The sequence below is a fragment of the Streptomyces siamensis genome (assembly GCF_039543605.1).
Taxonomy (GTDB): Bacteria; Actinomycetota; Actinomycetes; order Streptomycetales; family Streptomycetaceae; genus Streptomyces; species Streptomyces siamensis.
In genome coordinates, this window is sequence record NZ_BAABKB010000018.1 from 1 (window position 1) to 25240 (window position 25240).

At 71.7% G+C, this 25240-nt stretch carries 26 protein-coding genes; 11 read left to right on the forward strand and 15 right to left on the reverse strand.

The features are described from left to right. Positions 1-338: 338 nt before the first annotated feature. A complete protein-coding gene (locus tag ABEB03_RS23430) occupies positions 339-1214 on the forward strand; it encodes an alpha/beta fold hydrolase (RefSeq protein ID WP_345652764.1) in 876 nt (291 codons plus the stop codon). A gap of 20 nt (positions 1215-1234) precedes the next feature. Here the strand turns inward: ABEB03_RS23430 and ABEB03_RS23435 are convergent, their stop codons facing one another. Next, positions 1235-2131: an NYN domain-containing protein gene (locus ABEB03_RS23435; protein WP_345652767.1), complete on the reverse strand. Its 897-nt coding sequence runs from the start codon at positions 2129-2131 to the stop codon at positions 1235-1237. Positions 2132-2368: 237 nt separating this feature from the next. On the opposite strand from ABEB03_RS23435, the gene ABEB03_RS23440 reads away from it, so the two are divergent. Beyond that, the gene (locus tag ABEB03_RS23440; protein ID WP_095936476.1) at positions 2369-2521 is read left to right on the forward strand and encodes a hypothetical protein; all 153 of its coding nucleotides are present in this window, start codon (positions 2369-2371) and stop codon (positions 2519-2521) included. Between the two features lie 110 nt (positions 2522-2631). On the opposite strand, the gene ABEB03_RS23445 is transcribed toward ABEB03_RS23440, so the two are convergent. From ABEB03_RS23445 to ABEB03_RS23455, 3 genes are all read right to left on the reverse strand, one after another. Next, entirely contained in the window at positions 2632-3237 is a 606-nt protein-coding gene (locus ABEB03_RS23445; protein ID WP_028801987.1) for a MarC family protein, read from the reverse strand. Positions 3238-3548: 311 nt separating this feature from the next. Continuing rightward, entirely contained in the window at positions 3549-4421 is an 873-nt protein-coding gene (locus ABEB03_RS23450) for a PHP domain-containing protein (RefSeq protein WP_345652774.1), read from the reverse strand. Between the two features lie 452 nt (positions 4422-4873). Beyond that, complete coding sequence (locus ABEB03_RS23455; protein WP_095936473.1) at positions 4874-5515, reverse strand: DUF6758 family protein; 642 nt, start codon at positions 5513-5515, stop codon at positions 4874-4876. A 163-nt stretch (positions 5516-5678) separates the two neighbouring features. On the opposite strand from ABEB03_RS23455, the gene ABEB03_RS23460 reads away from it, so the two are divergent. Beyond that, entirely contained in the window at positions 5679-6932 is a 1254-nt protein-coding gene (locus tag ABEB03_RS23460; RefSeq protein WP_345652779.1) for an MFS transporter, read from the forward strand. A 28-nt stretch (positions 6933-6960) separates the two neighbouring features. Here the strand turns inward: ABEB03_RS23460 and ABEB03_RS23465 are convergent, their stop codons facing one another. Beyond that, positions 6961-7545 (reverse strand): suppressor of fused domain protein, encoded by a 585-nt coding sequence (locus ABEB03_RS23465; protein WP_345652782.1) that lies wholly within the window; start codon positions 7543-7545, stop codon positions 6961-6963. Positions 7546-8094: 549 nt separating this feature from the next. On the opposite strand from ABEB03_RS23465, the gene ABEB03_RS23470 reads away from it, so the two are divergent. Continuing rightward, positions 8095-9207: a magnesium and cobalt transport protein CorA gene (locus tag ABEB03_RS23470; protein WP_028801982.1), complete on the forward strand. Its 1113-nt coding sequence runs from the start codon at positions 8095-8097 to the stop codon at positions 9205-9207. A 46-nt stretch (positions 9208-9253) separates the two neighbouring features. Further along, positions 9254-9793 carry a hypothetical protein gene (locus ABEB03_RS23475; RefSeq protein WP_345652787.1) on the forward strand — a complete coding sequence of 180 codons (540 nt, stop codon included), beginning with the start codon at positions 9254-9256 and terminating at the stop codon, positions 9791-9793. A 64-nt stretch (positions 9794-9857) separates the two neighbouring features. Here ABEB03_RS23475 and ABEB03_RS23480 read toward each other — a convergent pair whose 3' ends face one another. Next, positions 9858-10619: a hypothetical protein gene (locus ABEB03_RS23480; RefSeq protein ID WP_345652790.1), complete on the reverse strand. Its 762-nt coding sequence runs from the start codon at positions 10617-10619 to the stop codon at positions 9858-9860. Positions 10620-10909: 290 nt separating this feature from the next. Here ABEB03_RS23480 and ABEB03_RS23485 point away from each other — a divergent pair, with 290 nt between their 5' ends. Genes ABEB03_RS23485 through ABEB03_RS23495 form a run of 3 tightly spaced genes read left to right on the forward strand, consistent with a single transcriptional unit; the run spans position 10910 to position 13941 of the window. Then, positions 10910-12190 (forward strand): magnesium transporter MgtE N-terminal domain-containing protein, encoded by a 1281-nt coding sequence (locus ABEB03_RS23485; protein ID WP_345652797.1) that lies wholly within the window; start codon positions 10910-10912, stop codon positions 12188-12190. After that, positions 12180-12764, forward strand: coding sequence for a DUF1003 domain-containing protein (locus tag ABEB03_RS23490; protein WP_345652800.1), 585 nt, complete (start codon positions 12180-12182; stop codon positions 12762-12764). The genes ABEB03_RS23485 and ABEB03_RS23490 overlap by 11 nt, the downstream gene beginning before the upstream one ends. Positions 12765-12807: 43 nt before the next feature. Further along, positions 12808-13941, forward strand: coding sequence for an Mrp/NBP35 family ATP-binding protein (locus tag ABEB03_RS23495; protein ID WP_345652803.1), 1134 nt, complete (start codon positions 12808-12810; stop codon positions 13939-13941). A 151-nt stretch (positions 13942-14092) separates the two neighbouring features. Here the strand turns inward: ABEB03_RS23495 and ABEB03_RS23500 are convergent, their stop codons facing one another. The 5 genes from ABEB03_RS23500 to sigE form a co-directional block, all read right to left on the reverse strand. Continuing rightward, the gene (locus ABEB03_RS23500) at positions 14093-14749 is read right to left on the reverse strand and encodes a hypothetical protein (RefSeq protein ID WP_345652806.1); all 657 of its coding nucleotides are present in this window, start codon (positions 14747-14749) and stop codon (positions 14093-14095) included. Between the two features lie 327 nt (positions 14750-15076). Continuing rightward, positions 15077-15517 carry a sec-independent translocase gene (locus ABEB03_RS23505; protein ID WP_345652809.1) on the reverse strand — a complete coding sequence of 147 codons (441 nt, stop codon included), beginning with the start codon at positions 15515-15517 and terminating at the stop codon, positions 15077-15079. A gap of 191 nt (positions 15518-15708) precedes the next feature. Next, positions 15709-17793 (reverse strand): S1C family serine protease, encoded by a 2085-nt coding sequence (locus ABEB03_RS23510; protein ID WP_345652812.1) that lies wholly within the window; start codon positions 17791-17793, stop codon positions 15709-15711. Between the two features lie 138 nt (positions 17794-17931). Then, entirely contained in the window at positions 17932-18918 is a 987-nt protein-coding gene (locus ABEB03_RS23515; RefSeq protein ID WP_345652815.1) for an anti-sigma factor family protein, read from the reverse strand. Further along, entirely contained in the window at positions 18915-19613 is a 699-nt protein-coding gene (gene sigE, locus ABEB03_RS23520; RefSeq protein WP_095936463.1) for an RNA polymerase sigma factor SigE, read from the reverse strand. Before sigE ends, ABEB03_RS23515 begins: the two co-directional genes overlap by 4 nt. A gap of 237 nt (positions 19614-19850) precedes the next feature. Here sigE and ABEB03_RS23525 point away from each other — a divergent pair, with 237 nt between their 5' ends. Next, a complete protein-coding gene (locus ABEB03_RS23525; RefSeq protein ID WP_078629139.1) occupies positions 19851-20549 on the forward strand; it encodes an O-methyltransferase in 699 nt (232 codons plus the stop codon). A gap of 403 nt (positions 20550-20952) precedes the next feature. Here ABEB03_RS23525 and ABEB03_RS23530 read toward each other — a convergent pair whose 3' ends face one another. Further along, positions 20953-21120 (reverse strand): DUF3117 domain-containing protein, encoded by a 168-nt coding sequence (locus tag ABEB03_RS23530; RefSeq protein WP_003966491.1) that lies wholly within the window; start codon positions 21118-21120, stop codon positions 20953-20955. A gap of 363 nt (positions 21121-21483) precedes the next feature. On the opposite strand from ABEB03_RS23530, the gene chcB reads away from it, so the two are divergent. Then, positions 21484-22287: a 2-cyclohexenylcarbonyl CoA isomerase gene (gene chcB / locus ABEB03_RS23535; RefSeq protein WP_345652818.1), complete on the forward strand. Its 804-nt coding sequence runs from the start codon at positions 21484-21486 to the stop codon at positions 22285-22287. A gap of 100 nt (positions 22288-22387) precedes the next feature. On the opposite strand, the gene ABEB03_RS23540 is transcribed toward chcB, so the two are convergent. Both ABEB03_RS23540 and ABEB03_RS23545 read right to left on the reverse strand, forming a co-directional pair. After that, positions 22388-22960, reverse strand: a complete 573-nt coding sequence (locus tag ABEB03_RS23540) for a DNA-3-methyladenine glycosylase I (protein ID WP_345652821.1) — start codon at positions 22958-22960, stop codon at positions 22388-22390. Further along, entirely contained in the window at positions 22957-23307 is a 351-nt protein-coding gene (locus ABEB03_RS23545; RefSeq protein ID WP_345652824.1) for a DivIVA domain-containing protein, read from the reverse strand. The genes ABEB03_RS23540 and ABEB03_RS23545 overlap by 4 nt, the downstream gene beginning before the upstream one ends. 152 nt (positions 23308-23459) lie before the next feature. On the opposite strand from ABEB03_RS23545, the gene folP reads away from it, so the two are divergent. Next, the gene (gene folP / locus ABEB03_RS23550; RefSeq protein ID WP_345652827.1) at positions 23460-24320 is read left to right on the forward strand and encodes a dihydropteroate synthase; all 861 of its coding nucleotides are present in this window, start codon (positions 23460-23462) and stop codon (positions 24318-24320) included. 58 nt (positions 24321-24378) lie between these two features. Here folP and ABEB03_RS23555 read toward each other — a convergent pair whose 3' ends face one another. Then, complete coding sequence (locus tag ABEB03_RS23555) at positions 24379-25137, reverse strand: LOG family protein (protein WP_095936458.1); 759 nt, start codon at positions 25135-25137, stop codon at positions 24379-24381. Positions 25138-25240: the final 103 nt, after the last annotated feature.

Here is a 25240-nt window from a genome sequence, read left to right on the forward strand (position 1 = left end):
CGAGATCCCGGCCCAGACCGCCGCCGACGACAGCGAGGCCAAGCCCGTCCGCCGCCGGACGCGCAAGGCCACGACCGCTGCCGCGGAGCCCGCGGAGAGCTGAGTCGCCGACCTGAACGGCCCGGTCCCACCCGAGGTGGGGCCGGGCCGTTCGTCTTGCGCTCCCCCGGACCCCGGACCGCCCGGGGCCTTTCCCCGCGTTCCCGGATTCGCCCGAACAGCGGGGTCCCCCTCCCGGGGCGCCGCCCCCGGTCTCCGCTCCTCGCGGGCCGTGTGACCGTCGTCGCGTTCGCGGGCGGGCGCGCGCGGCCTCTTGCGGGTGCCGATAGCCTCGGCTCATGAGTCGGCCCCCCACGTTCGTCCCGCCCGCCGGAGTCCGCGCCCACCGCCTGTCCACCGGGCGCGGCGAGTTCGCCGTGCTCGACGCGGCACCTCAGGGACGCCCCAAGGGAACCGCCCTGCTGCTGCCCGGGTTCACCGGGAGCAAGGAGGACTTCATCGCGCTGCACGAGCCGTTGGCCGCGGACGGATACCGGACGGTGGCCGTCGACGGGCGCGGCCAGTACGAGACCGAGGGTCCCAAGGACGACGAAACTCCTTACGCACAGGAGGAGTTGGCGCGGGACGTGCTCGCCCAGGCGACCGCGATCGGTGCTCCGCTGCATCTCGTCGGGCACTCCCTGGGCGGCCAGATCTCGCGCGCCGCGGTGCTGCTGGACCCGTCCCCGTTCGTCTCACTGACGCTCATCGCCTCCGGCCCCGCCCAGATCTCCTCCTCCCAGCAGGCGCGCGTCAAGCTGCTGCGGGACGCGCTGGCCGTGATGGACATGGCCCAGGTGTGGGAGGCGATCCAGGCGATGGAGCCGCCGGAGGAGACCGACACCGGCGGTGTCGACTCGGGGCTCGACGACATCGCAGCGCTGCGCAGGCGCTGGCTCGCCAACAGCCCCGCTCAACTCGTCGCGACGGGACGCCAGCTGTGCACGGAGCCCGACCGTGTCGCCGAACTGGCCGCCCTCCCGCTGCCGAAGCACGTGCTCTCCGGTGCGCACGACGACACCTGGCCGGTGACGCTGCTGGACGAGATGGCCGTCCGGCTCGGCGCCCGCCGCACGGTCATACCGGGAGCCGAGCACTCCCCCAACACGGACCGGCCCCTCCTGACGGCCCGCGCCCTGGCCGGGTTCTGGAACGACAACCCGGGCGCCGAGTAGCCGCAGGACACCCGGCATGCCTAGTACTGCGTCTGCAGGTGCTCCCAGAAGCCGTCACGCAGGGCACGGCGCAGATCGGACTGCCCCCGCAGGGAGTACTGGAGCATCCCCTCGGCCTCGACCAGCAGGTCCTGGTCGACCAGACCGGGGAGGTAGGGATGTCCGGGCAGGAGCTCCACGAGTGACTCCCGGCCCCGTGCGGCCAGCCACTTCGCCGCGATCTGGGCGCCCACGAACCGCACGTCCTCGCGGCCGGGCCGGCTCGCCGCCGTCGCTTCGTACGAGAGGGCGGTCCGCCGCGACACGTAGGGCTTGAAGAAGTCGAGGTCGAAGGTGCGCTGGCTGTCGACCTCCCACAGCAAGGGCTCCGCCTGGTTGCGTCCTTCGGGGGCCTCGATCCCCCAGAGGTGGACGCGCGCCCCGTACCCCTGGGCCGCCTCGACCGCCGACACCAGGTCCTCGTCGCCGCCGAGCAGCGCGGCGTCGCTGATGGCGCGGTGCCGGGCCAGGGACTCCAGGTCGGACCTGATGAGTGAATCGACGCCCTTCTGCTGGTTGTTGGCGTTCAGGTTGCCCAGCCGGACCTTGACGTCGGGCAGTTCGGCGATCGACTGCTGCTCGTTGGTGTGGATGCGGCGGCGCGCCCCGTCGTACCAGTAGACGCGGAGCAGCCTGCTGTCGGCGAAGATCGTGCGGGCCCGGTCGATGAGGGCCTCGATGAGGCCCTCGGTGTCCAGATCGAAGGAACGCCGGTCCTCCGTGCCGACGGCGAGCCGCCCCGCCGCCGCGTACAGGTATCCCGCGTCGACGAAGATCGCGTGTGTGGACGGTGTCTTCGCCACCTCGGCGAGCATGCGCTGCAGGAGCTCGTTCGTGCGGTCGATGCGGGCGCCGAGCGCCAGGAGGTCGTCGTTCATCGCCACTATTGTCCCGGCGGTCACGCTGCGAACACAACTGGTCCCGTTCAGTCCCCGAACAGTCTGCGCCACATCGCTTACCAGCCGGTAATTAGGTTCTCGAAAATTTTCCTTAGCGTAGGGAATGTTTGTAACACGCACCCCGTTGAATACGTACGGATGCGGGCGCACTGTCGCCTTGCATGCCTCACACGAGTAGTTCTCCTCAGGAGGATGACCAGACGAAGGGAGAAGCCCATGCGCTTCGAAATCATGCGACTCGACGATGTCGACGGCACCCCCGTGGACAGCACCGTCGTGGACGCCGCCTCCGTCAACCGGATCGTTCAGCAAGCCGCGGCCATCGGGCAGCGACTGTGGATCCGCCCGGCCGAATCGTCCGCCTCGTAGGACGAGGACGCGCTTCGTCACGCGGACGTCATCGGTTCACCGACTTCGGAGCCCCGCACGGCATCGGCCGTGCGGGGCTCCGCGTGTGTCTGCGCCCGGGACGCCGCTCCTCAGCTCGCCCGGATCACCTGGGTGACGCCGTTGATGATCTGCTGCACGGCGATCGCGGAGAGCATCATGCCCGCGAGACGGGTCACCAGCACGACACCGCCGTCCTTGATGACTCGGATGATCACCAGGGAGTACCGCATCACGACCCACAGCACGACGTGGATCGCGAGGATCGCGGTCCACACCGACACCTGCGTGGCGACCGTGTCGGCCTTCTGCACGGCCAGGATCACGGACACGATCGCGCCCGGACCGGCCAGCAGCGGCATGCCCAGCGGTACGAGGGCGACGTTCACGTCCTTGGTCTGCTTGGGCTCGTCGGTCTTGCCGGTGAGCAGGTCGAGGGCGATCAGCAGGAGCAGCAGTCCGCCCGCGATCATCAGGGCGGGCACGGAGACGTGCAGGTAGTCGAGGATCTGGTGCCCGAGCAGTCCGAAGACCGCGATCACGCCCCCGGCCACGCAGACGGCCTGGAAGGCCATCCGCCGCTGCACCTTGGCGGGACGTCCCGCGGTGAGCGCGAGGAAGATCGGAGTGATCCCGGGGGGATCCATGATGACGAAGAGGGTGAGGAACAGGGAGCCGAAGACGGCGACGTCGAACACGGTGAATGGCCTTGCGAACGTGGTGAGAGCGGGTGTGCCGCTGGGGCGGGCGTTCCGCGCGGCACGTGACCGCGGCGGAACAGGACAGGTGAAGACAGGAGGGCGGGAGGCACCGGCCGGACGCGACGGACCGAACCGCTCGGCCGGGCGGGCCTGCGGGTACGGGGCACACGGACGGACCGTCGCGGGACGCGACGGGCCGTGGAGTGCCGCGGGGTCCGGCCGGACGACCGTTGCGTCCCCGGCCGGACGACCGGCTACGGCCCCGGCGGGACCGGGCACCGGGACGGCGCCGGCGCAGACGGCCGCGGTCAGCCCTGGGCGGTCAGGGGTCCACCGGTGCCGGGCACGGGGAACGCGCCGGTGGCCCGGCGGGTGATCTCCCCGTACACCTCGGGATCGGTGGTGAATTCGCCGAGCACGCAGGTCTTGCGGCTGCCGTGGTAGTCGGACGAGCCCGTGGCCAGCAGCCCCAGCTCGGCCGCCAGACCGCGCAGCCGCGCACGTGTCTCGGGCTCGTGGTCCATGTGGTCGACCTCGATGCCGTCCAGGCCCGCCGCGGCGAGCTCGGCGATCGCGGACTCCGGGACCGTCCGGCCCCGCTTGGCGGCGGCCGGGTGAGCGAAGACGGCGACGCCGCCGGCGCCCTTGACCAGTCTCAGGGCCTCGAAGGGGTCGGTCTCGTGCTTGGGGACGTACGCGCGGCCGCCGTCGGCGAGCCACTGCTCGGTGAACGCGTCGGAGACGCTGCCCACGACCCCCAGCTCGACCAGCGCGGACGCGACGTGCGGACGGCCGACGGATCCCTCGCCGGCGATCCGGGCGACCTGCTCCCAGGTGATCGGCACACCGAGCTCCCGGAGCTTGGCGATCATGCCCTGGGCGCGCGGTACGCGGTCGTCGCGGACGAGCTCGCGCTCGGCGAGCAGCGCCGGCTCCTCGGGGTCGAAGAGGTACGCCAGCATGTGCATGCCGATTCCGTCGATGCGGCAGGAGAGCTCGGCGCCGGTGACGAGGGTGAGCCCCTCGGGGAGCGCGGCGATCGCTTCGGCGTATCCACGGGTGGTGTCGTGGTCGGTCAGCGCGACCACGTCCAGTCCGGCCGCGGCGGCGTTGCGCACCAGCTCGGCCGGGGTGTCCGTGCCGTCGGACGCCGTGGAGTGGGTGTGCAGGTCGATACGCACTACGCGGGCTCCAGGCGGTGACGGGACGGGCGGGGACACTCAAGGATAACGGGCGTCCGGGGCCCCTCTGTCACACCCTCTCCCCGTGTACGCCCCCTACGCGTTTTCTGTGCGCTGCACCTGCGGGGGGGTCCGCACGGGCTTGGGACGCACTCCGCTCGCGACCACGCCAGTCGACCGCCGAGCCTTCCAGCCCTTCACTCCGATGGAGCAACACCGCAGACCGCGATGGGCGCACACGCCGTGCGCGACGGGCACTCCGGTGGTAGGGACGGCCTGCGGCGACCCTCCCTGGATTCACGCGGTCGGCCCGCGGCAACCCGCGCCCGGGTCCGGCGCTCCCCGCGCGCGACCCGGCGGGCCGCCCGCCCTCACGCTCCGACGTACGGAGAAGACACCCGGGCGGTCGGCCGTCGGGCAATGGGCCCGCACCGCCGTTCGGCCCTGCCGCCTCACGGCTCCAGAATGCGCGGCGACAGCGCCCCGCACGGCAGCAGGTCCACCTCCGCGCCCGCGTCCCGGAGATCGGTGAGCACCATCTCGTCGTACATCAGCAGCCCGGTCTGCTCGGGCCAGACGACGGCCCACAGCCACAGCCCGAGCGCCTCGCCCGCGAAGACGGCGCGGTCGTCGGGGGTGCCGGAGACGTGCCACAGCGGGGTGGGGCGGCCGGCCGCGAGGACCTTGGCCTGGGGTGGCTTCTCGACACTCATGTAGGGGCCGGGGTCGGGCCCGTCGACGCCGGCGTACCGAGCGCCGAGGCCGACGCCGAGCTCCTCGGCGACCAGCAGCAGCTCTCCCACACCGCCGAGCGGTCCGGGTCCGGAGCAGGCGACGACGGTCGCACGTCCACCGCTGCGGTCGTCACCGGCGAAGGCCGCGCCGGTGAACAGCCAGCCGACCGGCAGTGGCCACGGCATCCACACCGGTACCCGGGCGCGGTGCACGACCACGTCCAGGGCCTCGACGCTGGGCGGGATCACGGGCTGCAGCGGGTGCACCGTCCCGTGCACGTCGCACTGCCAGGTGTCGGCAAAGAGGCCGGGAGCCCTGACCCGGCCACCACACTTCGGGCAACTGGGTTCGCCCCTCATAGGGCCCAACGGTCCTCCCCGACGTTCGCCACGTCAAGGACGATCACCCGTCCGGCGTGTGCCTGTCACACCAAGGAACTACATGTAGCTTGCATTAATTAGCGCAGCTAACTTATTATGTGTATACGACAACGATCTCTTCGCACGCAGTGAAGGAGCGGGCATGATCAGCAGCACGGGAGGCCCCGCCGAAGGGGACACACTGGACGCGGGCGCCACCAGCCTTCTGCGCCAGCCGAAGGCCGTCTGGGCCACCGCCGGCGCCTCCGTCGTCGCGTTCATGGGCATCGGCCTCGTGGACCCGATCCTGCCGTCCATCGCCAAGGGCCTGGACGCCACGCCCAGTCAGGTGTCCCTGCTGTTCACCTCGTACTTCCTCATCACCGCCTTCGCGATGCTGCTGACCGGATTCGTCTCCAGCCGCATCGGCGGCCGCAGGACCCTGCTGCTGGGCCTGGCCCTCGTGGTCGTCTTCGCGGGCCTGGCGGGCACCTCGGGATCGGTCGGCGAACTCGTCGGGTTCCGGGCCGGCTGGGGCCTGGGCAACGCCCTGTTCGTCTCGACGGCCCTCGCCGTCATCGTCGGCGCGGCGGCGGGCGGAAGCGCCGCGGCCATCCTCCTGTACGAGTCGGCGCTCGGCCTCGGCATGGCCTGCGGCCCGCTGCTCGGCGCCCTGCTGGGCGACGCCAGTTGGCGCTACCCGTTCTTCGGCACCGCGTTCCTGATGGCGGTCGGCTTCCTGTGCATCGCCGCGTTCCTGAAGGAACAGCCCAGGCCGGCACGGAAGACCTCGCCGCTCGACCCGATCAGGGCGCTCGGCCACGGCGGTCTCGCCTCGGCGGCCGTCTCCGCGTTCTTCTACAACTACACGTTCTTCACCGTGCTGGCCTTCACCCCGTTCGTGCTGAACATGACCCCGTACAAGTCCGGCGCGGTGTTCTTCTGCTGGGGTGTGCTGCTCGCCGTCTTCTCGGTGATCGTGGCACCGCGCATGCAGGCGCGGTTCGGCTCGCTGAAGGTGCTGGGCGGCTCGCTGGTGCTGCTCGCCGTCGACGTACTCGTCCTCGGCTACGGCGACCACACCACCGCCGTCGTCTGCACGATCCTGTCCGGCGCCTTCATCGGCGTGAACAACACGGTCTACACGGAACTGGCCCTCGGCGTGTCGGACGCTCCGCGCCCGGTGGCGAGCGCCGGGTACAACTTCGTGCGGTGGTTCGCGGCAGCCGCCGCCCCGTACTTCGCGCCGAAGATCGAGGAGTGGACCGACATCCACATCCCGTTCGTGGTCGCCGCGGTGACGGCCGCGGCGGGTGCCGTCGTGGTCCTCGTACGGCGCAAGGCGCTCACCCATGAGGCGGAGGAGCTCCAGCCCCGGCACGCCGCCGAGGACAGCGTCACGGTTTTTGCCAACTGACGCTTTTCGGCCAGGAACTGAACCGGTCTCAGTCCAGCGGAACGGACTTGCGCAGCGGATCGCGCAGGTCCGTTCCGCCGTTCAGCCAGCGCTCCTGGAGGGCTGCCGCGCCGTGCACGCGCTTCCACGCGGCCTCGTTGGGCGTCATCGGCAACAGCGGCAGGAACCGCACCGGATCGGCCGGCGCGTCGAGTTCCAGGTCCTCGATCAGGCCGCCGGACTCCGCGACCAGGACGGAGGTGAACGGCGCGCCCGGCCACAGCGGTTCACCCACGTCCAGCGAGGCGCCCGGCGACACGATCAGGCCTTCGACCTGCGGGGAGGCGCCGAGCACGGCGAGCGGGCGGAGCACCTTGTCGGTGTCGGCGCCGCCCGCTCGCACCGAGAGGACCAGTTCGGCCCGCGGGCCCTTCACCGGGTCGGCGACGACCGCCGTCGGGTCCGCCATCGGCTGGGCGGACATGCCGAGCGTCGCGTAGCGGACGACGTCGCCCTCTGTGAAGCGCAGCACTTCGATACGGTCGGTGCCGAGGAAGGTGACCGCGGCCCGCGCGTCGGGTTCGCCCAGCGCAGAGCGCAGCCGGGCCTCGACCAGAGGAAGAACATCAGCCATGCCGTGAGCATAGAACTCGTCAGGAGCAGGCAAAGCGGCGCGTTGACGCTTCAGTGCGCTGATAGTCTTGGCCGCCGGTCGGAGCAGCACGCAGAAGCGTCGCTCTCAAGCTCCGAACGCGACGCACTGACGCTGACTCCCCGGGGAGTCAGACTCCCCCACGGGGGATGGATCGTCCCTCACGGGGGACCGACCGGAGGAGGTGGGGCTGCAATGGACCGAAGTCGACCGTGCAGTACCACCCGCTCTTCCGGTCGCTGAGTTCCGTAGCTGGATCGCCTGTCCATCGGCCCTGCCGGCTGCTGCCTCCCGCAAGCGTGTGCATACCTGTCAGCGTTGCCCGGTGCACCACGGAAGAGCGCTTCGATTCCGCATGATCCGTCTGATCTGCATCACCCGATCCGTCTGATCTGAATCAGTAGCGAAGCTGCCACCGCGACGGTGCGGTGCTCCCCGCTTTGTGGACGTGCCAAACATCCGCAGTCTGGACGTCCCCATTCCGGGCAGTTCCAACCGTCGTCGACGGCCTCCGGTGAAAAGGAGCCTGCCATGTCGATGATCCGTGACCTGCGTGCCGCGGTCCGCCCCCGTCCCTCGCTGCGCAAGGACGGCGGGACGTACGACACCACCCGCGACCCCGCCACCCCGTCGGCGGTGGTCGACTGCGCCGTCTACCGCGACGGTGCCCGCGTCGAGACGCGCGAGCCGCTCACCCCGCACGAGGCGATGCGCCAGGTGCACCGCGACGGCGGCTTCGTGTGGATCGGCCTGCACGAGCCCACGGAGGCCGAATTCTCCGGCATCGCCCGGGAGTTCGGGCTGCACCCACTGGCCGTCGAGGACGCCGTCCAGGCCCACCAGCGGCCCAAGCTGGAGCGCTACGACGACTCCCTGTTCACCGTCTTCAAGACCATCCACTACGTCGAGCACGACCGGCTGACCGCCACCAGCGAAGTCGTGGAGACCGGCGAGGTCATGTGCTTCACCGGGCGGGACTTCTTCATCACCGTCCGGCACGGCGGGCAGGGCTCGCTGCGGGCGCTGCGGCACCGGCTCCAGGACGACCCGGAGCTGCTCGCCAAGGGCCCCTCCGCGGTGCTGCACGCGATCGCCGACCACGTCGTCGACGGGTACATCGCCGTCGCGGACGCCGTGCAGGACGACATCGACGAGGTCGAGACCCAGGTGTTCTCGCCGGGCCGCAAGGGCACTCCGCGCGGCACCGACGCCGGGCAGATCTACCAGCTCAAGCGCGAGGTGCTGGAGTTCAAGCGGGCGGTGTCCCCGCTGCTGCGCCCCATGCAGCTGCTGAGCGAGCGGCCGATGCGGCTGATCGACCCGGACATCCAGAAGTACTTCCGCGACGTCGCCGACCACCTCGCCCGTGTGCAGGAGCAGGTTCTCGGCTTCGACGAACTGCTCAACTCGATCCTCCAGGCCAACCTCGCGCAGGCCTCCGTCGCGCAGAACGAGGACATGCGCAAGATCACCTCGTGGGCGGCCATCATCGCCGTACCCACGATGGTCTGCGGCGTGTACGGCATGAACTTCCAGCACATGCCGGAGCTGCACTGGCGCTACGGCTACCCGGTGGTCATGGGCATCACCGTCGGCCTGTGTCTCTCGATCCACCGCATCCTGAAGCGCAACGGCTGGCTGTGAGGCCGGGCCGGCCGGGCGGGTCCGCGCGCTGGCTAGGCTTGCCCTCATGACGGAACAGCTGCTCGACCGGGCCCTCGTCGAGGAGGCCACCAAGAAGTCCGGGCTGATCTGGGTGCGCGCCGCCGACGGGCCGGCTCACGCAGGGAGCCAGGACGGGCCCTCCCGCGCCCTGTGGCACGTGTGGCACGACGGCGCGGCCTGTCTCGTCGGCGACGGGCCGGGCGAGCAGCCGCTGCCGGGCCTGGTCGACGGGGGCACCGCGGTCGTCACCGTGCGCAGCAAGGACAAGGGCGGGCGGCTCGTCTCCTGGACCGCGAAGGTCGTGGAGCTGACGCCCTCCTCGCCCGAGTGGGAGGCGGCCGTCGGCGAGCTCAAGGGCAAGCGCCTGAACGCCCCCGACGGCGAGGCGATGCCGGAGCGCTGGGCCCGCGAGTGCCGGGTGCTGCGCCTGGAGCCGTCGGGCGTCACCCGGGAGCTTCCCGACGGGTCCCTGTCGGCGGTGCCGCTGCCGACCCCGGCGACCACCCGCCGGCCCATTCCGTCGGCCCTGCCGCGGCTCCTGCTCAAGAAGCGCAAGCGCCGCTGAGACCGGATCCCGGCCAGGGCCTGCCCGGCGTCGCCGGGCAGGCGGGAACGGTCCGGCGGTCCTGCTAGGAGGTGGGCAGCTGCTGCCCGTAGTCCACCGTCTCCTTCTTCGTCGGCTCCTCGAGCGCGAAGCCCTTGCCCCAGTCGGTCAGCAGGAGGGTGCCGGCGTTGCCCGCACGGACCAGGCGGACCGGGTACGGGGTGCCCTTCAGGGAGACGTCGAGCGTGCCGCCCGAACCCTTGTCGCCGGTGATGCGGATGGTGCGGATGCCCGCCTGCTCGTGGTGTCCGTCCGTGGCGAGCTTGCCGTGCAGGGTGAGCAGGCCGTCGAGGAGGACGTTCTTGTCGGTGAAGCCGCTGAAGCGCTTGTAGGCGGGGTCGCCGGTCGGCACCTTGACGTACATGCCCTCCAGCTTCTTCGCGGCCGCGCTGTCCGCCGAGGACTTGCCGCCCTTGGTGTCCTGCTGGGTCCAGAACTCGGCGTCGGCCTTCAGGAACAGGTGCTCGCCCACCCGCAGCAGCCGGAACGTCGCGCCCTTCGCGGTCACCGAGCCGGTGCCGCCGTCGGCCTTGAGGCGCATGTCGAGCGTGTACGTCGTCCCGCCCGACACCACGCTCCCGGAGAGCCGCACGGTGTCGGCCCCCTCGGCCGCCTTCCGCGTCTTCGCCTGAATGGTGGCGGCGGGCAGCTTGCCGACCCCGTTCGTGCCCGCGTCCGGGTCCTCGCCGCCGCCGCACCCCGTCAGCCCCACGCCCGACACGGCCAGTGCGCACGCGGCGCTCACCAGTGCGGCCCTGCGGGTGCGGCCCTGGGGAATTGCAGTCACAGGTGGGGTGCCTCTCGTGCGGGGTCCTTCGCGGCGTACGGCAGCGTACCGGTGCCGTACGCCGCGGGCGGAGGCAGTCCGTCCGGACCGCTCACCAGGGCGTATCCGACCGGGACGGGCTAGCCTGAAGCCCACCAGTGGGGACAGAACGGGACGGAACAGGCGTACGCGGGCGCACGGAGACCGGGTACATGCGCGCAGACCGCCCGCGAGGCCGCCCCGGGACCGCCGCGCGAAGGAGCCGGCCGGAGATCGCGTACGACCCCGTACATAGACAAGGAGGCGCTGGCATGGCCGCAGGCGCCCCGCGGATCTTCGTCTCGCACCTCGCCGGCGTCGCCGTCTTCGACCCGAACGGCGACCAGGTGGGCCGGGTGCGGGAACTCGTCGCCATGCTGCGCGTCGGGAAGCGCCCGCCCAGACTGCTGGGCCTCGTCGTCGAGCTGTCCACCCGCCGCCGCATCTTCCTGCCCATGACCCGGGTGACCGGTATCGAGTCGGGCCAGGTCATCACCACCGGCGTCGTCAACGTACGGCGCTTCGAGCAGCGGCCCACCGAACGGCTCATCTTCGGCGAACTGCTCGACCGGCGCGTACGCCTGGAGGAGACCGGCGAGGAGGTGACCGTGCTCGACGTGTCGATCCAGCAGCTGCCCGCCCGGCGGGAATGGCAGATCGACCGGGTCTTCGTGCGCAGGGGCCGCGTCGGCGCCTTCCGGCGCAGCAAGGGCGAGACGATGACCGTCGAGTGGTCCGCCGTCACCGGCTTCTCCCTGGAGGAGCACGGGCAGGGCGCCGAGAGCCTGCTCGCCACCTTCGAACAGCTGCGCCCCGCCGACCTGGCCAACGTGCTGCACCACCTGTCCCCGAAGCGGCGCGGCGAGGTCGCCGCCGCACTGGACGACGACCGGCTCGCCGACGTGCTGGAGGAGCTCCCCGAGGACGACCAGATCGAGATCCTCGGCAAGCTCAAGGAGGAGCGCGCGGCCGACGTGCTGGAGGCGATGGACCCGGACGACGCCGCCGACCTGCTCGCCGAGCTGCCCGCGGAGGACGTGGAACGGCTGCTCACGCTGATGCGGCCCGGCGACGCGGCCGACGTGCGGCGCCTGATGGCCTACGCCGAGCGGACCGCGGGCGGCCTCATGACGACCGAGCCCATCGTGCTGCGGCCCGACGCGACGGTCGCCGACGCGCTCGCCCGGGTCCGCAACCCCGACCTCTCCCCCGCGCTCGCCGCCCAGGTCTACGTGTGCCGCCCGCCGGACGAGACCCCCACCGGCAAGTACCTGGGCACGGTCCACTTCCAGCGGCTGCTGCGCGACCCGCCGTTCACCCTCGTCGGCTCGCTCGTCGACGACGGCCTCCAGCCGCTGGACCCGGACGCCGCACTGCCCGTCGTCGCCGGCTTCTTCGCGACGTACGACATGGTCGCGGCGCCCGTCGTCGACGAGAGCGGCTCGCTCCTCGGCGCGGTGACCGTGGACGACGTGCTGGACCACATGCTGCCGGACGACTGGCGGGAGACGGAGTTCCACCTCACGGACGAGGGGACCCCCCATGGCGCCTGAGCGCGAGAACCGCGAGCGGGTCGTCTCCGGGGCCACCGCCACCTCCCGGCCCCGCACGCGGCTCGACCAGCCGATGCCACCGCGCCGCCGGCTGGTGCCCGAATGGGACCCGGAGGCCTTCGGACGCCTCTCGGAGCGGATCGCCCGCTTCCTCGGCACCGGACGGTTCATCGTCTGGATGACCGTCGTCATCATCATGTGGGTGGCGTGGAACGTCCTCGCACCGACCGACCTGCGCTTCGACACCTACCCGTTCATCTTCCTGACGCTCATGCTGTCGCTCCAGGCCTCCTACGCCGCCCCCCTGATCCTGCTCGCCCAGAACCGGCAGGACGACCGCGACCGGGTCAATCTCGAACAGGACCGCAAGCAGAACGAGCGGTCCATCGCGGACACCGAATACCTCACACGGGAGATCGCCTCGCTGCGTGTGGGCCTCGGCGAGGTCGCCACCCGCGACTGGATCCGCTCGGAACTCCAGGACCTGATGAAGGACCTGGAGGAGCATCACGGTGACGGGCAGGTCGTATTCCCGGCAGAACGGTCCGGCGGACGTGACGTAGACGACCGGTGACGGGGCTTTCCGGGCCCCGGGCCCGTCGCCGTACCATCTGTCTATGGCTACGGAAGACGCGGTGCGCGAAGCACTGGCGACGGTGAACGACCCCGAGATCCAGCGACCCATCACCGAGCTGGGGATGGTCAAATCGGTGGAGATCGGCGCGGATGGCGCGGTCGCGGTCACCGTGTACCTGACCGTCTCCGGTTGCCCGATGCGCGAGACCATCACGAAGAGCGTGACCGACGCGGTCTCGGCGGTCGAGGGCGTCACGCGCGTCGACGTGACCCTGGACGTGATGAGCGACGAGCAGCGCCGCGAGCTGGCGTCCGCGCTGCGCGGCGGCCAGGCCGAGCGCGAGGTGCCGTTCGCCAAGCCGGGCTCGCTGACCCGCGTGTACGCGGTCGCCTCCGGCAAGGGCGGCGTCGGCAAGTCCTCGGTGACGGTGAACCTGGCGGCGGCCATGGCGGCCGACGGGCTCAAGGTCGGTGTCGTCGACGCCGACATCTACGGCCACTCGGTGCCCCGCATGCTCGGCGCGGACGGCCGTCCCACCCAGGTCGAGAACATGATCATGCCGCCGTCGGCGAACGGCGTGAAGGTCATCTCGATCGGCATGTTCACCCCGGGCAACGCGCCGGTGGTCTGGCGCGGTCCGATGCTCCACCGCGCCCTCCAGCAGTTCCTGGCGGACGTGTTCTGGGGCGACCTGGACGTCCTGCTCCTGGACCTCCCGCCGGGCACGGGCGACATCGCGATCTCCGTCGCCCAGCTGGTCCCGAACGCGGAGATCCTGGTCGTCACCACCCCGCAGCAGGCCGCCGCCGAGGTGGCCGAGCGCGCGGGCTCGATCGCCGTCCAGACCCACCAGAAGATCGTCGGCGTCGTCGAGAACATGTCCGGACTGCCCTGCCCGCACTGCGGCGAGATGGTCGACGTGTTCGGCACGGGCGGCGGCCAGACGGTCGCCGACGGCCTGACCCGCACGACCGGCGCCACGGTCCCGGTCCTCGGCTCCATCCCGATCGACGTCCGCCTGCGCGAGGGCGGCGACGAGGGCAAGCCGGTGGTCCTCACCGACCCCGACTCCCCGGCGGGCTCCGCCCTCCGCTCCATCGCCGGCAAGCTCGGTGGCCGCCAGCGCGGCCTGTCGGGCATGTCCCTGGGCATCACCCCCCGAAACAAGTTCTGACCCGGACCGAGCGCCCCGCAAGGGGCGCGAGGAACTGCGCGCGCAACCCCCACCGCCCGCGGACGACATCCGCACCGAGAGCACCCCAAGAAGCACGAAGAAGGGGGCGCCGCCCACCAGGACGGCGCCCCCTTCCCCGTAGAACCGCCGGCTAGGCGTACGCGCCGATGTCCTTGATCATCGCGAACCCCAGCCCATACGCACTCATCCCCCGCCCGTACGCGCCCACGTGGACGCCTTCCCGGGTGGACCCCGCGAGCACCCAGCCGAACTCGGACTCGCGGTAGTGGAAGGACGTCGGCACGCCGTCCACGGGAAGGGACAGCGTGGACCAGTCGGACCCGTTGAGGTCGTCGGCCAGGACCCACGCGGTCTCGGTCTGCTGGTCCAGCCAGTTGTCGCGCAGGCTGTGGTCCATCTGGCCGGGCCAGGTGAAGGACAGCAGCCCCACACCGGCCAGCCAGGCCGCGGAGGACACCGAGGTGGCCTCCAGCAGCCCCGTGCCGTCCGCGCTGCGACGGTCGGGGCTGGCCGCGACGGTGACGACGACGGCGAACCGCTCCTTGTCCTCCGTCGACTCACTGCGCACCGTGGGCTCGTCGCCGTGCCCGATGGAACCGTGCTCGACGGCACCGTCCGCCGACGTACCGACCTGCATCAGCCAGCGCGGGCCCGTGAACGCCTCGTCGAGGCCGTACCACGGGAAGGGCGCCAGCAGGTAGCCGTCGACCGTACGCCGGGCGGAGGGGACGTGTTGTCCGCCCTCCGCGGCCGGCGCCTGCGCGCCTACCCGACTTGTCGTCTCCATCTGCCGGACGCCTCCTCGCTCTCGTCGGACCGGGCGGCCCGCCCCCCTCGGGCGTCCTTGTCGGTCCGCACAACAACTCGGCAGCATAGCCACCCCGATCGGAGCAGCAGGGAAACCGCCCGGCGCGTGGGCCGCTTACGCGCCTGATTCAGGCGCGCGGGGCACGCCCACGCAAAGGCAGCCGGGTGCCGAGCACGGTGACCGGGCCTCAGAGGCCCGGTCACGGGGCCCGTACGGCCCGGTCACGGGTCCGCTGGGCCAGGGATACACCGAAGGGCCGTACGGCCCTTCATGGGCGTACGGCCCGTCCAGGGGCGCCGTGACGGCTCAGGTGGCGTCCGCGTCGTAGGGCGGGCGCTCGTCCGGGTCGAGCTTCTCGCGCTTCTTGGTCATGTCGACGGAGCCACCGCTCGCGCCACCGGAGGACGACGAGGAGTGGTCGGACTCACGGCCATGGACGGCGTCCGTGACCTCGGCCATCTCCTTCTTCAGGTCGAAGCCGTTGCGGATCTCCTTGAGCCCCAGTTCGTCATTGTCCAGCTGCTTGCGGATGAACGTCTTGGGGTTGAGGTCCTCGAACTCGAAGTCCTTGAACTCCGGGCCGAGTTCGTCGCGGATGTCCGCCTTGGCGCTCTCGGAGAAGTCGCGGATCTTGCGGATCGTCCGAGTGACGTCCTGGATCATCTTCGGGAGCTTGTCCGGACCGAAGACGAGCACGGCGAGGACGACGAGCGTCACCAGCTCCAGCGGTCCTATGTCATTGAACACCTGATGCTCCTTGCGATGTCCTCGGTCCTCGGCCCTCGGCAGGTCTTCCGTGGTCCGGGCCGGGTCCACGGTACCTGTCGACCCCGTCCGTCCGGAACTGTCCCGGGGCTTCCGAGTTCATGTACACGGCCGGTTTTCCGTGATGTTTGCCCTTCGGAGCTGGGAGATCGCCTCCGGCTGTGACGTTCGTGTCAGTCCCCGTCGGCGGAACCGAGCACCAGGGTGACCTTCTTCTCGGCACCGTCGCGCCGCAGGGTCAGCTGGAGCCGGTCGCCCGGCCGGTGGGCCCGGGTCTTCACGATGAGCTCCTCGCCGGAGTGCACACGCTGGCCGTCGACCTCGGTGATCACGTCGCCCGCCACGATGCCGGCCTTCGCTCCGGGGCCGCCCGCGGTGACGGGCGGGCCACCGCCGTTGCCCTTCGTGCCGACCCGGGCGCCGTCGCCCGTGTAGTTCATGTCGAGCGTGACTCCGATCACCGGATGCGTGGCCTTGCCGGTGTTGATCAGCTCCTCGGCGACACGCTTGCCCTGGTTGATGGGGATGGCGAAGCCCAGTCCGATCGAGCCTGCCTGGCCGCCCTCCAGGTCGGAGCCGCTGTCGGCGGAGCGGATGGCGCTGTTGATGCCGATGACGCGGGCCTTGGAGTCGAGGAGGGGCCCTCCGGAGTTGCCCGGGTTGATCGGCGCGTCGGTCTGCAGGGCGTCCACGTACGAGACGTCGCTCCCGTCGCCCTTCTCGCCGCCCGCGGTGATGGGCCGTTCCTTGGCGCTGATGATGCCGGAGGTGACGGTGTTGGCGAGGTCGAAGGGCGCTCCGATGGCGACGACGGGGTCGCCGACCTGGACGTTGTCGGAGTTGCCCAGGGGCATGGGGTCGAGGCCGCTGACGCCGGAGACCTTGACGACCGCGAGGTCGTAGCCGCTGTCGTGTCCGACGACCTCGGCCTCGGCGCTCTCGCCCCCGCTGAACGTCACGGATATCTCGCCGCTGCTGCCCGCCGGTTCGATCACGTGGTTGTTGGTGAGGATGTGGCCCTGGCCGTCCAGTACGAAGCCGGTTCCGGTGCCCTCCTCGTCGGAACCGCGCACATGCAGGGTGACGACGCTGGGCAGGGCGTGCGCGGCGATCCCCGCCACGCTGTCAGGGGCCCGCCCCGGCGCCTCCTTGGACGCCTGTGGCAGCTCGACGTCACCCATGCCGCCGTTGCGCTCCAGATACGCCCCTACGGCGCCTCCGACGCCCCCGGAGACGAGGGCGAGCGCCGCGGCCGCGAACACCAGCACCTTCCTGACCCGCCTGCGCCGCTGCGTCACGGTCGCCACGGCGGCCCCGTTCTGCTGGAGAGCTCCGGCGGCGGCCCAGGGGTCGTAGTTCTGCCAGGGGACGTGCGTGGCGGCCGCCTGACCCGGCTGGGCGGCGTCCTGGGGGCCGCCGCCGGCATACGGGGCCACCGGCGGGGTCGGCTGCGCGGAGTGGCCCTGTGCTCCGGGCGGGACGGGTGCTCCCGCGGGCAGATGTGTGCCGTGCGCGGGCGTTCCGGCCGGGGCATGCGGGCCGGGAGCGGGCGTATCGGCCGGAACATGCGCGCCAGGAGCGGGAGCACCGGCCTGCGCGGGCACCCCGTGGACCGGCGTTCCCTGCGGGACGGACGCCGCCGCAGGGAAAGGCGTGCCGTGCGCGGGCGTGGCCACCGGGTGCTGGACCGGCGGAGCGGGCGCCCAGGGGCCGGGCCTGCCGTAGGGCGGGGTGCTGTACGGATCGGGGTCGTGCAGCGGCTTGGGGCGGTCCAGCTCGTAGTCGTCGGCGGTGTCCACGGGGGTGTCGTCCGGGCCCGCCGCAGCCACGCCCGGCGCCCCGGGCCGAGCGGGAACACCCGCGACGGCATGCGGCGCACGGTCGCCCGACGCCGGTCCGACCGCGGCACCGTCCGCCACCGGTCCCGGCGTGGCGGAACCCGCGACCGGTCCGGGCACGGCCGCGTCCCCGACCGGTCCGGGTGCGGCGGAATCCGCAGCAGCGGCGGGCACGGCGGAACCCGCAGCCAGGCCGGGCGGGACAGCGTCCTCGGTCGCGCCGGCCGCCTCGGTCGCTCGGACGTCATCCGGACCCGTCGGCGCGGTGTCGCGGGGCAGGCTCGCATCGGGGGCCGTGGGCGCGGGCATGGCGTCCGAAGGGCCCGGCTCCGGGTGGTGATCCGTGGTGGTTGCGGGCCCAGCGTCATGCGGCCGGGGCCTGCTCCACCACTTCGCCTTCGTGGGCTTCCCCTCGTCCATGCTCTCCCCACACCTGACCCGCGGCACAACTCGCCCACGGCCACCACAGATTGCCGACTCCGCGCCCGGGATCTCCCGTGCGGGCGCGGCTCACCCTGGATTCAACCAGGTTCACGGGCTGCCGCGCAGAGGGCGGGGTCAGTGGGCGGTACGGGGGGAGGGGGAGGCGGGGGACGGGGAGAAGGACGGGGACGACGTGGCGGCGGGGGCGGCAAGCAGGCCCGGAGTGGCGAGCTCCTGGACCGCGGACCATGTGGTCAGCGCGAGCGGCTGGACATCTGTCAGCGGACGTATGAGCGGGGACATCGCCGCGGCGCCGGCCATCACCGGTGTCGTCAGCGTGTGCACGGCGTCCTGGCCGCGGTCCGGAGCGGGGACTCCGGGCAGCAGCGGTGCGGACACCTCGGTCGGCGCCAGAGGGCTCTCGCCGGTCATCCGCTGGCCCTGCGCGAGCAGGGGGCCGACGGACCGGCGGCGCTGCGACTCGGGGGTCGTCGCGGCTCCCGCGGTCTGCGAACGGGACGGCGTCACATTGCTGCCGGCCCCGGACCCGCCCCGGGCGTCCGTGGTGTCCCCGGGCATGCCGGTGGTCACCCCGCCGAGCGCGACCGCGGCCAGCGACACCGCGCCGGCGGCTGCGAAGGCGAACCGGCGGCTGCGCGAGGACGACCGCTCGACCTCGTGGCGGCTGACGTCATGGATGCGGAAGCCACGCCCCGGGGAGGGGGGCAGGACATCGGCATGGGGTCCGGCGGGGACGTACCCGAAGGGCTCGCCCCGCACTGCGAAGAGTCCGGTGACGCCGGTGCCTCCGGCCAGCCCGCCGCTGCCGAATCCGGCTCCGCCCAGCGGTGACCCGCTGTCCGAGTCTCCGCCCCCGGGAAGCCCCTGGAGGCGGGCGAGGAAGCTCTCGGAGGGCGGCGGTGGGGCGACTTCCGCGAACACGTTCTTCAGTCGGCGCTGGGCGTCCGCCTCCGCCTTGCACTTCGCGCAGGTGGCGAGGTGGGCGAGGACGCGCTCACGCGACTCATGACCGAGCTCTCCGTCCACCAGGGCGGAGAGACGGTCTCCCAGATGCTGCTCAGCCACGGGCCTCTCGGCTGAATTCGGCCGGGTTCCACTCACGCGGTCGCGCCCCCTCCTCCCAGCACGGGTACTCCGGCCACGGCGAACGAGCGGCGCTCGGCGCGGGCCTCGGGAGAGCGGTGGGCCAGGGCCTTGCGCAGCTGCGAGCGGCCGCGGTGGATCCGGCTGCGGACCGTGCCGAGCTTGACGCCCAGGGTCGCGGCGATCTCCTCGTACGACAGGCCCTCGATGTCGCACAGGACGACGGCGGCGCGGAATTCGGGCGCGAGGGTGTCCAGCGCCTGCTGGACGTCGGCGTCGAAGTGCGCGTCGTTGAAGACCTGCTGCGGGGACGGCTCGCGGCTGGGCAGGCGCTCGGCCGCGTCGTCGCCGAGGGCGTCGAAGCGGATGCGCTGCTTGCGGCGCACCATGTCCAGGAAGAGGTTCGTGGTGATGCGGTGCAGCCAGCCCTCGAACGTGCCGGGCGTGTACGTGGACAGCGAGCGGAAGACGCGGACGAAGACTTCCTGGGTGAGGTCCTCGGCGTCGTGCTGGTTGCCCGTCAGACGGTAGGCGAGGCGGTAGACCCGGCCGCTGTGCGTGCTGACGATCTCCTCCCAGGTGGGCGGAGTCCACGCCTGCGACTCCGCGTCGGTGGTGAACGTCGCGGTCTGCGCCGGGGCAGCATGGAACGTGTCAGCGATGTCGGTCACGGATTTCGGCTCACCCGCCGATCTGAGTAGGCGCCGCAGCAGCCCTCCCCGATCCACAGGCGCAGCCGCACCTCCCCTGTCGGCTCTGGTGGTGTCCAGTGGAGCCTCTACCATAGCCACCTCGCCCGTTAGCTCCGGATAAGCGGTTTTACGAGAATTTGATGCGCGCTCATACGAGTGCGTCAGCACTCGCTCGTCGTCCCACTCCGCGTCCTGGTCCATACGTTTCCCCCCGCTTCCCCCCGCTCTTTTTCCCCACCCCTTTAAACGCCCGGTCCCATCTGCGGGTTCCCGGCACCAACGGATACAGTCACGCCGAGGCAATCACGGGGACAGGAGAGGGTCATTACCGGCAACCGGCAGACGAGCTGGGCGTTCGCCGACGCCTTTGTCGCCGAGGACGAAGCGCTGCGCTGGGCCCGGGACCGGGCTCGGGAGGCAGGGCTGCGCTCGGTGTCGCCCGGCACCGGCGCCGCGCTGCGTCTGCTCGCCGCCACCGTGGACGCGAAAGCGGTGGCGGAGATCGGGACCGGGACCGGTGTCTCCGGAATTCATCTGCTGCACGGCATGCGGCCGGACGGGGTGCTGACCACGGTGGACCCGGAGCCGGAGCGCCAGCAGTTCGCCCGGCAGGCCTTCCGCGCGGCCGGTTTCGCGAGCAACCGCGCCCGCTTCATCCCGGGCCGCGCGCTGGACGTGCTGCCCCGGCTGGCGGACTCCGGGTACGACCTCGTCTTCTGCGACGGGGACCGTCTGGAGTGCCTGGACTATCTCGCTGAATCGTTGCGCCTGCTGCGGCCGGGCGGGCTGGTCGTCTTCGAGGGTGTCTTCGCGGACGGCCGCACGGTGGACTCGGGGCCGCAGCCCGCGGAGGTCGGCAGGCTGCGCGAACTGCTGCGCGCGGTGCGCGAGAGCCAGGACCTGGTGCCGTCGCTGCTGCCGGTGGGCGACGGGCTCCTCTGCGCGGTCAAGCGCTGACCGGACCGACATCACCGGGCCACCGGGCCACCGGGCCACCGGGCCACCGGGCCACCGGGCCACCGGGCCACCGGGCCACCGGGCCACCGGGCCACCGGGCCACCGGGCCACCGGGCCACCGGGCCACCGGGCCACCGGGCCACCGGGCGGATCATCACGCACGGCGCGGCGTCGGCCCGGCGACGAGGCCGGCTCCGGAACCGGGGCCGGCCGGATCCTCCCGACGGAGCGGACCACCAGGACCGGCCGGCGCACGGGACCGGCTCATGGACCGCCCGCCCCCCGACCTGTCAGGACGCCGGTCCAGCGGGCGCGACACGTCAGCACCGGGCTCCTGAAAAACGACTTCCCCGGCACCGCGTACGATGCCGGGGAAGACGAACAGGTATGGTCGCGTTCCGCGTCAGCCGACGACCTTCTTGAGGGCGTCGCCGAGCGCGTCGGCCTCGTCAGGGGTCAGCTCGACGACGAGCCGACCGCCGCCTTCGAGCGGAACGCGCATGACGATGCCCCGCCCCTCCTTGGTCACCTCGAGCGGGCCATCGCCCGTCCGCGGCTTCATGGCCGCCATGCTCGTTCCCCTTCCTGAAACCAGCTCATCGTCGCCGACGGCCCCATGGAGGGCACGCACGTCCTCTCATCGGACACACGTCACCGGCATCGAACACATTGCTTCCAGGCCATTATCCCGCATCTCAGGACCCGATGACCAACATCAGTCGGCATCGCTTGCGCAACGCGCTCGACCAAAACCACTCAATTCGGGGATGTGCCTGCGATACTGCGCCGCCGCATGGACTTCCGCCGCTCGGAATTCTTTGACGCAGGTCACATGTCCGGTCCGCGCCACCGTCGGTGATCTCCGCCATGCTGTCATCGGACACATGACGTACCGACCGGTACGACCGAGCCGCGACACCGGAGGGGACCCACCATGGCCGACACCGTGCTCTACGAGGTGAGCGACGGACTCGCGACGATCACGCTGAACCGCCCCGAGGCGATGAACGCCATGAACGTCGAGACCAAGGTCGCCCTCCGGAACGCGGCGCAGGCCGCGGCGGCGGACGCGGGCGTGCGGGCGATCCTGCTGACCGCGGCCGGTGACCGGGCGTTCTGCGTCGGGCAGGACCTCAAGGAGCACATCGGTCTGCTGGCCGCCGACAAGCAGTCGGGGTCCGGGCAGACGATGAGCACCGTGCGCGAGCACTACAACCCCATCGTGCGGGCCCTGACGGGTGCCGCGAAGCCCGTGGTCGCCGGCGTGAACGGCGTCGCGGCCGGGGCCGGCTTCGGCTTCGCGCTGGCCGCGGACTACCGGGTCGTCGCCGACACCGCCGCCTTCAACACGTCCTTCGCCAGGGTCGCGCTGACCGCCGACTCGGGGATGTCCTGGACGCTGCCCCGGGTCATCGGCCCGAGCCGCGCCGCCGACCTGCTGCTCTTCCCGCGCAGCATCACCGCGCAGGAGGCGTACGAGCTGGGCATCGCGAACCGCGTCGTGCCCGCGGCGGACCTGCGGGCCGAGGCGGAGAAGGTGGCCCGCGCACTGGCCGAGGGCCCGACCCTCGCCTATGCCGCGCTCAAGGAGTCCCTCGCCTTCGGCCTGACCCACTCCCTGGACGAGGCGCTGGAGAAGGAGGACGAGCTCCAGGGCCGGGCCGGTGCCTCGGAGGACCACACGATCGCCGTGCAGGCCTTCGTGAACAAGGAGAAGCCCAAGTACCTGGGCCGGTGACCGTGCGTGGGGCCGCGGGCCGGCACGGGCCGGCCGCGGTGCCCGCACAGTCGTCGTCCGCCCGGCGCTTCCTCCCGGATCCCCGGGGTGCCGGGCGGATCTAGCGGGCGGAGCAGTCCGCCAGGTGGTCGTTCACCAGGCCGCAGGCCTGCATCAGCGCGTAGGCCGTGGTCGGGCCGACGAACCGTATGCCGCGCTTCTTGAGTGCCTTGGACAGGGCGGTCGACTCGTCGGTGACGGTCGGCACGTCGGCCAGGGTCCTCGGGGCCGGGCGTGAGGCCGGATCCGGGGCGAACGACCAGATCAGCTCGTCCAGCTCGCCCGCCGCCCAGTCGGCCAGCACGCGCGCGTTGGCCACGGTGGCCTCGATCTTGGCGCGGTTGCGGATGATGCCGGGGTCGGCGAGGAGGCGCTCCTTGTCGGCGTCCGTGAACGTCGCGACCTTGGCGATCTCGAAACCGGCGAAGGCGGCCCGGAAGCCGGGGCGGCGGCGCAGGATGGTGATCCAGGACAGGCCGGACTGGAAGGCCTCCAGGCACAGCCGCTCGTACAGCGCGTCGTCGCCGTGGACGGGCCGGCCCCACTCGTCGTCGTGATAGGCGACGTAGTCCTCGGTCGACAGGGCCCAGGGGCAGCGCAGGGCTCCGTCGGGGCCCGCGAGTGCGTCGCTCACTGGGAGCCCTCCTCGGTGTCCTTGTGCAGTGAGGGGCCTGGGGTCGCGCGGGCGCCGGCGAGCGCGGACTCCAGGTCGGCGATGCGGGAGTCCCGCTCGGAGATCTCGGCGCCGAGGCGGACGAGCGCGTCGTCGACGTCGGCCATGCGGTAGCCGCGCAGGGCGACGGGGAAGCGCAGCGCGTCCACGTCGGTGCGGTTCACCGGCCGGTCCTGGGGCAGCGGGTCGGCGAGCAGTTCGGGCGTGGCCTCGGGCAGGGGCGCGCTCTCGCCGCCGCCCACGACGGACAGGGTCACCGCGGCGACCACGACGGCGAGCGCGACGACCAGGAACAAGAACATGTACATCGCTGAGGTCCCCACGCTCTGGTGCCGGCACGAGCGCGCCGACGCGGAAGTACGGAAGCTGAAACTGTCAGGGTCAGATCGTGCCATGCGAGTCTGACAGTTAGGGTCGCAGGCGGCTCATCGGCGGAACTTACTGGGAGAGGTCACAGGGGATGCTCAGGCTGGGCAGGCGTGAATTCGGCACGCACGAGCCGGTGATCATGGCGATCGTGAACCGGACCCCGGACTCCTTCTACGACCAGGGAGCCACCTTCCGCGACGAACCGGCGCTCGCGCGCGTGGAGCAGGCGGTGGCCGAGGGCGCCGCGATCATCGACATCGGCGGGGTCAAGGCAGGGCCGGGCGAGGAGGTCACGGCCGAGGAGGAGGCGCGGCGCACGGTCGGTTTCGTGGCCGAGGTCCGCCGGCGCTTCCCGGACGTGGTCATCAGCGTCGACACCTGGCGGCACGAGGTGGGCGAGGCGGTCTGCGAGGCGGGGGCCGATCTGCTGAACGACGCGTGGGGCGGGGTCGATCCGCGGCTGGCGGAGGTGGCCGCGCGGTACGGGGTCGGGCTGGTGTGCACCCACGCCGGCGGGGCCGAGCCGCGCACGCGTCCGCACCGGGTCGCGTACGACGACGTCATGGCCGACATCCTGCGGGTGACCGTGGGGCTCGCCGAGCGGGCGGTGGAGCTGGGGGTGCCGCGGGAGTCCGTCCTCATCGACCCGGGGCACGACTTCGGCAAGAACACCCGGCACAGCCTGGAGGCGACGCGGCGGCTGGGCGAGATGACCGCTACGGGGTGGCCGGTGCTGGTCTCGCTGTCCAACAAGGACTTCGTCGGGGAGACGCTCGACAAGCCGGTGAAGGAGCGGGTGCTCGGGACGCTGGCGACCACCGCGGTGTCGGCGTGGCTGGGTGCCCAGGTGTACCGCGTCCACGAGGTCGCGGAAACCCGGCAGGTGCTGGACATGGTGGCGTCGATCGCCGGGCACCGGGCCCCGGCGGTCGCCCGGCGGGGGCTGGCGTAGAGACGGTCGCCCGGCGGGGCCGGCGTAGGGGCGCTCGCCCCCACGCCGCCCGCGGGAGCTACCTGCCGGCCTCCTTCGACACCAGGGCCACCGCCTCTTCCACCTCGTCCGTCAGGTGGAAGAGCATCAGGTCCTTCTCCGAGGCCTTGCCCTGCGCGATGAGGGTGTTCTTGAGCCAGTCGACGAGGCCGCCCCAGTAGGCCGTGCCGAACAGGACGATCGGGAAGCGGGTGACCTTCTGGGTCTGGACGAGGGTGAGCGCCTCGAAGAGTTCGTCGAGGGTGCCGAGGCCGCCGGGCAGCACCACGAACCCCTGGGCGTACTTGACGAACATCATCTTGCGGACGAAGAAGTACCGGAAGTTGAGGCCGATGTCGACGTAGGGGTTGAGGCCCTGTTCGAAGGGGAGCTCGATGCCGAGGCCGACGGAGATGCCCTTCGCCTCGCAGGCACCCTTGTTGGCGGCCTCCATGGCGCCGGGGCCGCCGCCGGTGATCACGGCGAAGCCGGCCTCGACCAGGCCGCGGCCGAGGGCGACGCCCGTCTCGTACTCGGGTGAGTCCACCGCTGTGCGGGCCGAACCGAACACGCTGATGGCGGGCGGGAGTTCCGCCAGCGTGCCGAAGCCTTCGATGAACTCCGACTGGATGCGCAGCACCCGCCAGGGGTCGGTGTGCACCCAGTCGGACGGACCGCCCGCGTCGAGCAGCCGCTGGTCCGTGGTGCTCGCCTGCACCTGGTCCCGCCTGCGCAGCACCGGTCCCAGCCGCTGCTCCTCCGGTGGCCGCTTCTTGCCCTCGGGGTTGCCAGTAGCCATGTCCGCTCCCTCCGCATCGGGGTCCTACCCGGCCCGGTCCAAGCCGGAGACCGGGGAAGGCCGTTCCGCCCCAGCGTAGATCCACGCCGGTTACGGAGGGGGG

Bases quoted from the DNA above. Each gene is read 5' to 3' on its own strand.
- ABEB03_RS23430 (WP_345652764.1), top strand. From the start codon at position 339: ATGAGTCGGCCCCCCACGTTCGTCCCGCCCGCCGGAGTCCGCGCCCAC.
- ABEB03_RS23435 (WP_345652767.1), bottom strand. From the start codon at position 2,131: ATGAACGACGACCTCCTGGCGCTCGGCGCCCGCATCGACCGCACGAAC.
- ABEB03_RS23440 (WP_095936476.1), top strand. From the start codon at position 2,369: ATGCGCTTCGAAATCATGCGACTCGACGATGTCGACGGCACCCCCGTG.
- ABEB03_RS23455 (WP_095936473.1), bottom strand. From the start codon at position 5,515: ATGAGGGGCGAACCCAGTTGCCCGAAGTGTGGTGGCCGGGTCAGGGCT.
- ABEB03_RS23460 (WP_345652779.1), top strand. From the start codon at position 5,679: ATGATCAGCAGCACGGGAGGCCCCGCCGAAGGGGACACACTGGACGCG.
- ABEB03_RS23465 (WP_345652782.1), bottom strand. From the start codon at position 7,545: ATGGCTGATGTTCTTCCTCTGGTCGAGGCCCGGCTGCGCTCTGCGCTG.
- ABEB03_RS23470 (WP_028801982.1), top strand. From the start codon at position 8,095: ATGTCGATGATCCGTGACCTGCGTGCCGCGGTCCGCCCCCGTCCCTCG.
- ABEB03_RS23475 (WP_345652787.1), top strand. From the start codon at position 9,254: ATGACGGAACAGCTGCTCGACCGGGCCCTCGTCGAGGAGGCCACCAAG.
- ABEB03_RS23485 (WP_345652797.1), top strand. From the start codon at position 10,910: ATGGCCGCAGGCGCCCCGCGGATCTTCGTCTCGCACCTCGCCGGCGTC.
- ABEB03_RS23490 (WP_345652800.1), top strand. From the start codon at position 12,180: ATGGCGCCTGAGCGCGAGAACCGCGAGCGGGTCGTCTCCGGGGCCACC.
- ABEB03_RS23495 (WP_345652803.1), top strand. From the start codon at position 12,808: ATGGCTACGGAAGACGCGGTGCGCGAAGCACTGGCGACGGTGAACGAC.
- ABEB03_RS23500 (WP_345652806.1), bottom strand. From the start codon at position 14,749: ATGGAGACGACAAGTCGGGTAGGCGCGCAGGCGCCGGCCGCGGAGGGC.
- ABEB03_RS23510 (WP_345652812.1), bottom strand. From the start codon at position 17,793: ATGGACGAGGGGAAGCCCACGAAGGCGAAGTGGTGGAGCAGGCCCCGG.
- ABEB03_RS23530 (WP_003966491.1), bottom strand. From the start codon at position 21,120: ATGGCGGCCATGAAGCCGCGGACGGGCGATGGCCCGCTCGAGGTGACC.
- chcB (WP_345652818.1), top strand. From the start codon at position 21,484: ATGGCCGACACCGTGCTCTACGAGGTGAGCGACGGACTCGCGACGATC.
- ABEB03_RS23545 (WP_345652824.1), bottom strand. From the start codon at position 23,307: ATGTACATGTTCTTGTTCCTGGTCGTCGCGCTCGCCGTCGTGGTCGCC.
- folP (WP_345652827.1), top strand. From the start codon at position 23,460: ATGCTCAGGCTGGGCAGGCGTGAATTCGGCACGCACGAGCCGGTGATC.
- ABEB03_RS23555 (WP_095936458.1), bottom strand. From the start codon at position 25,137: ATGGCTACTGGCAACCCCGAGGGCAAGAAGCGGCCACCGGAGGAGCAG.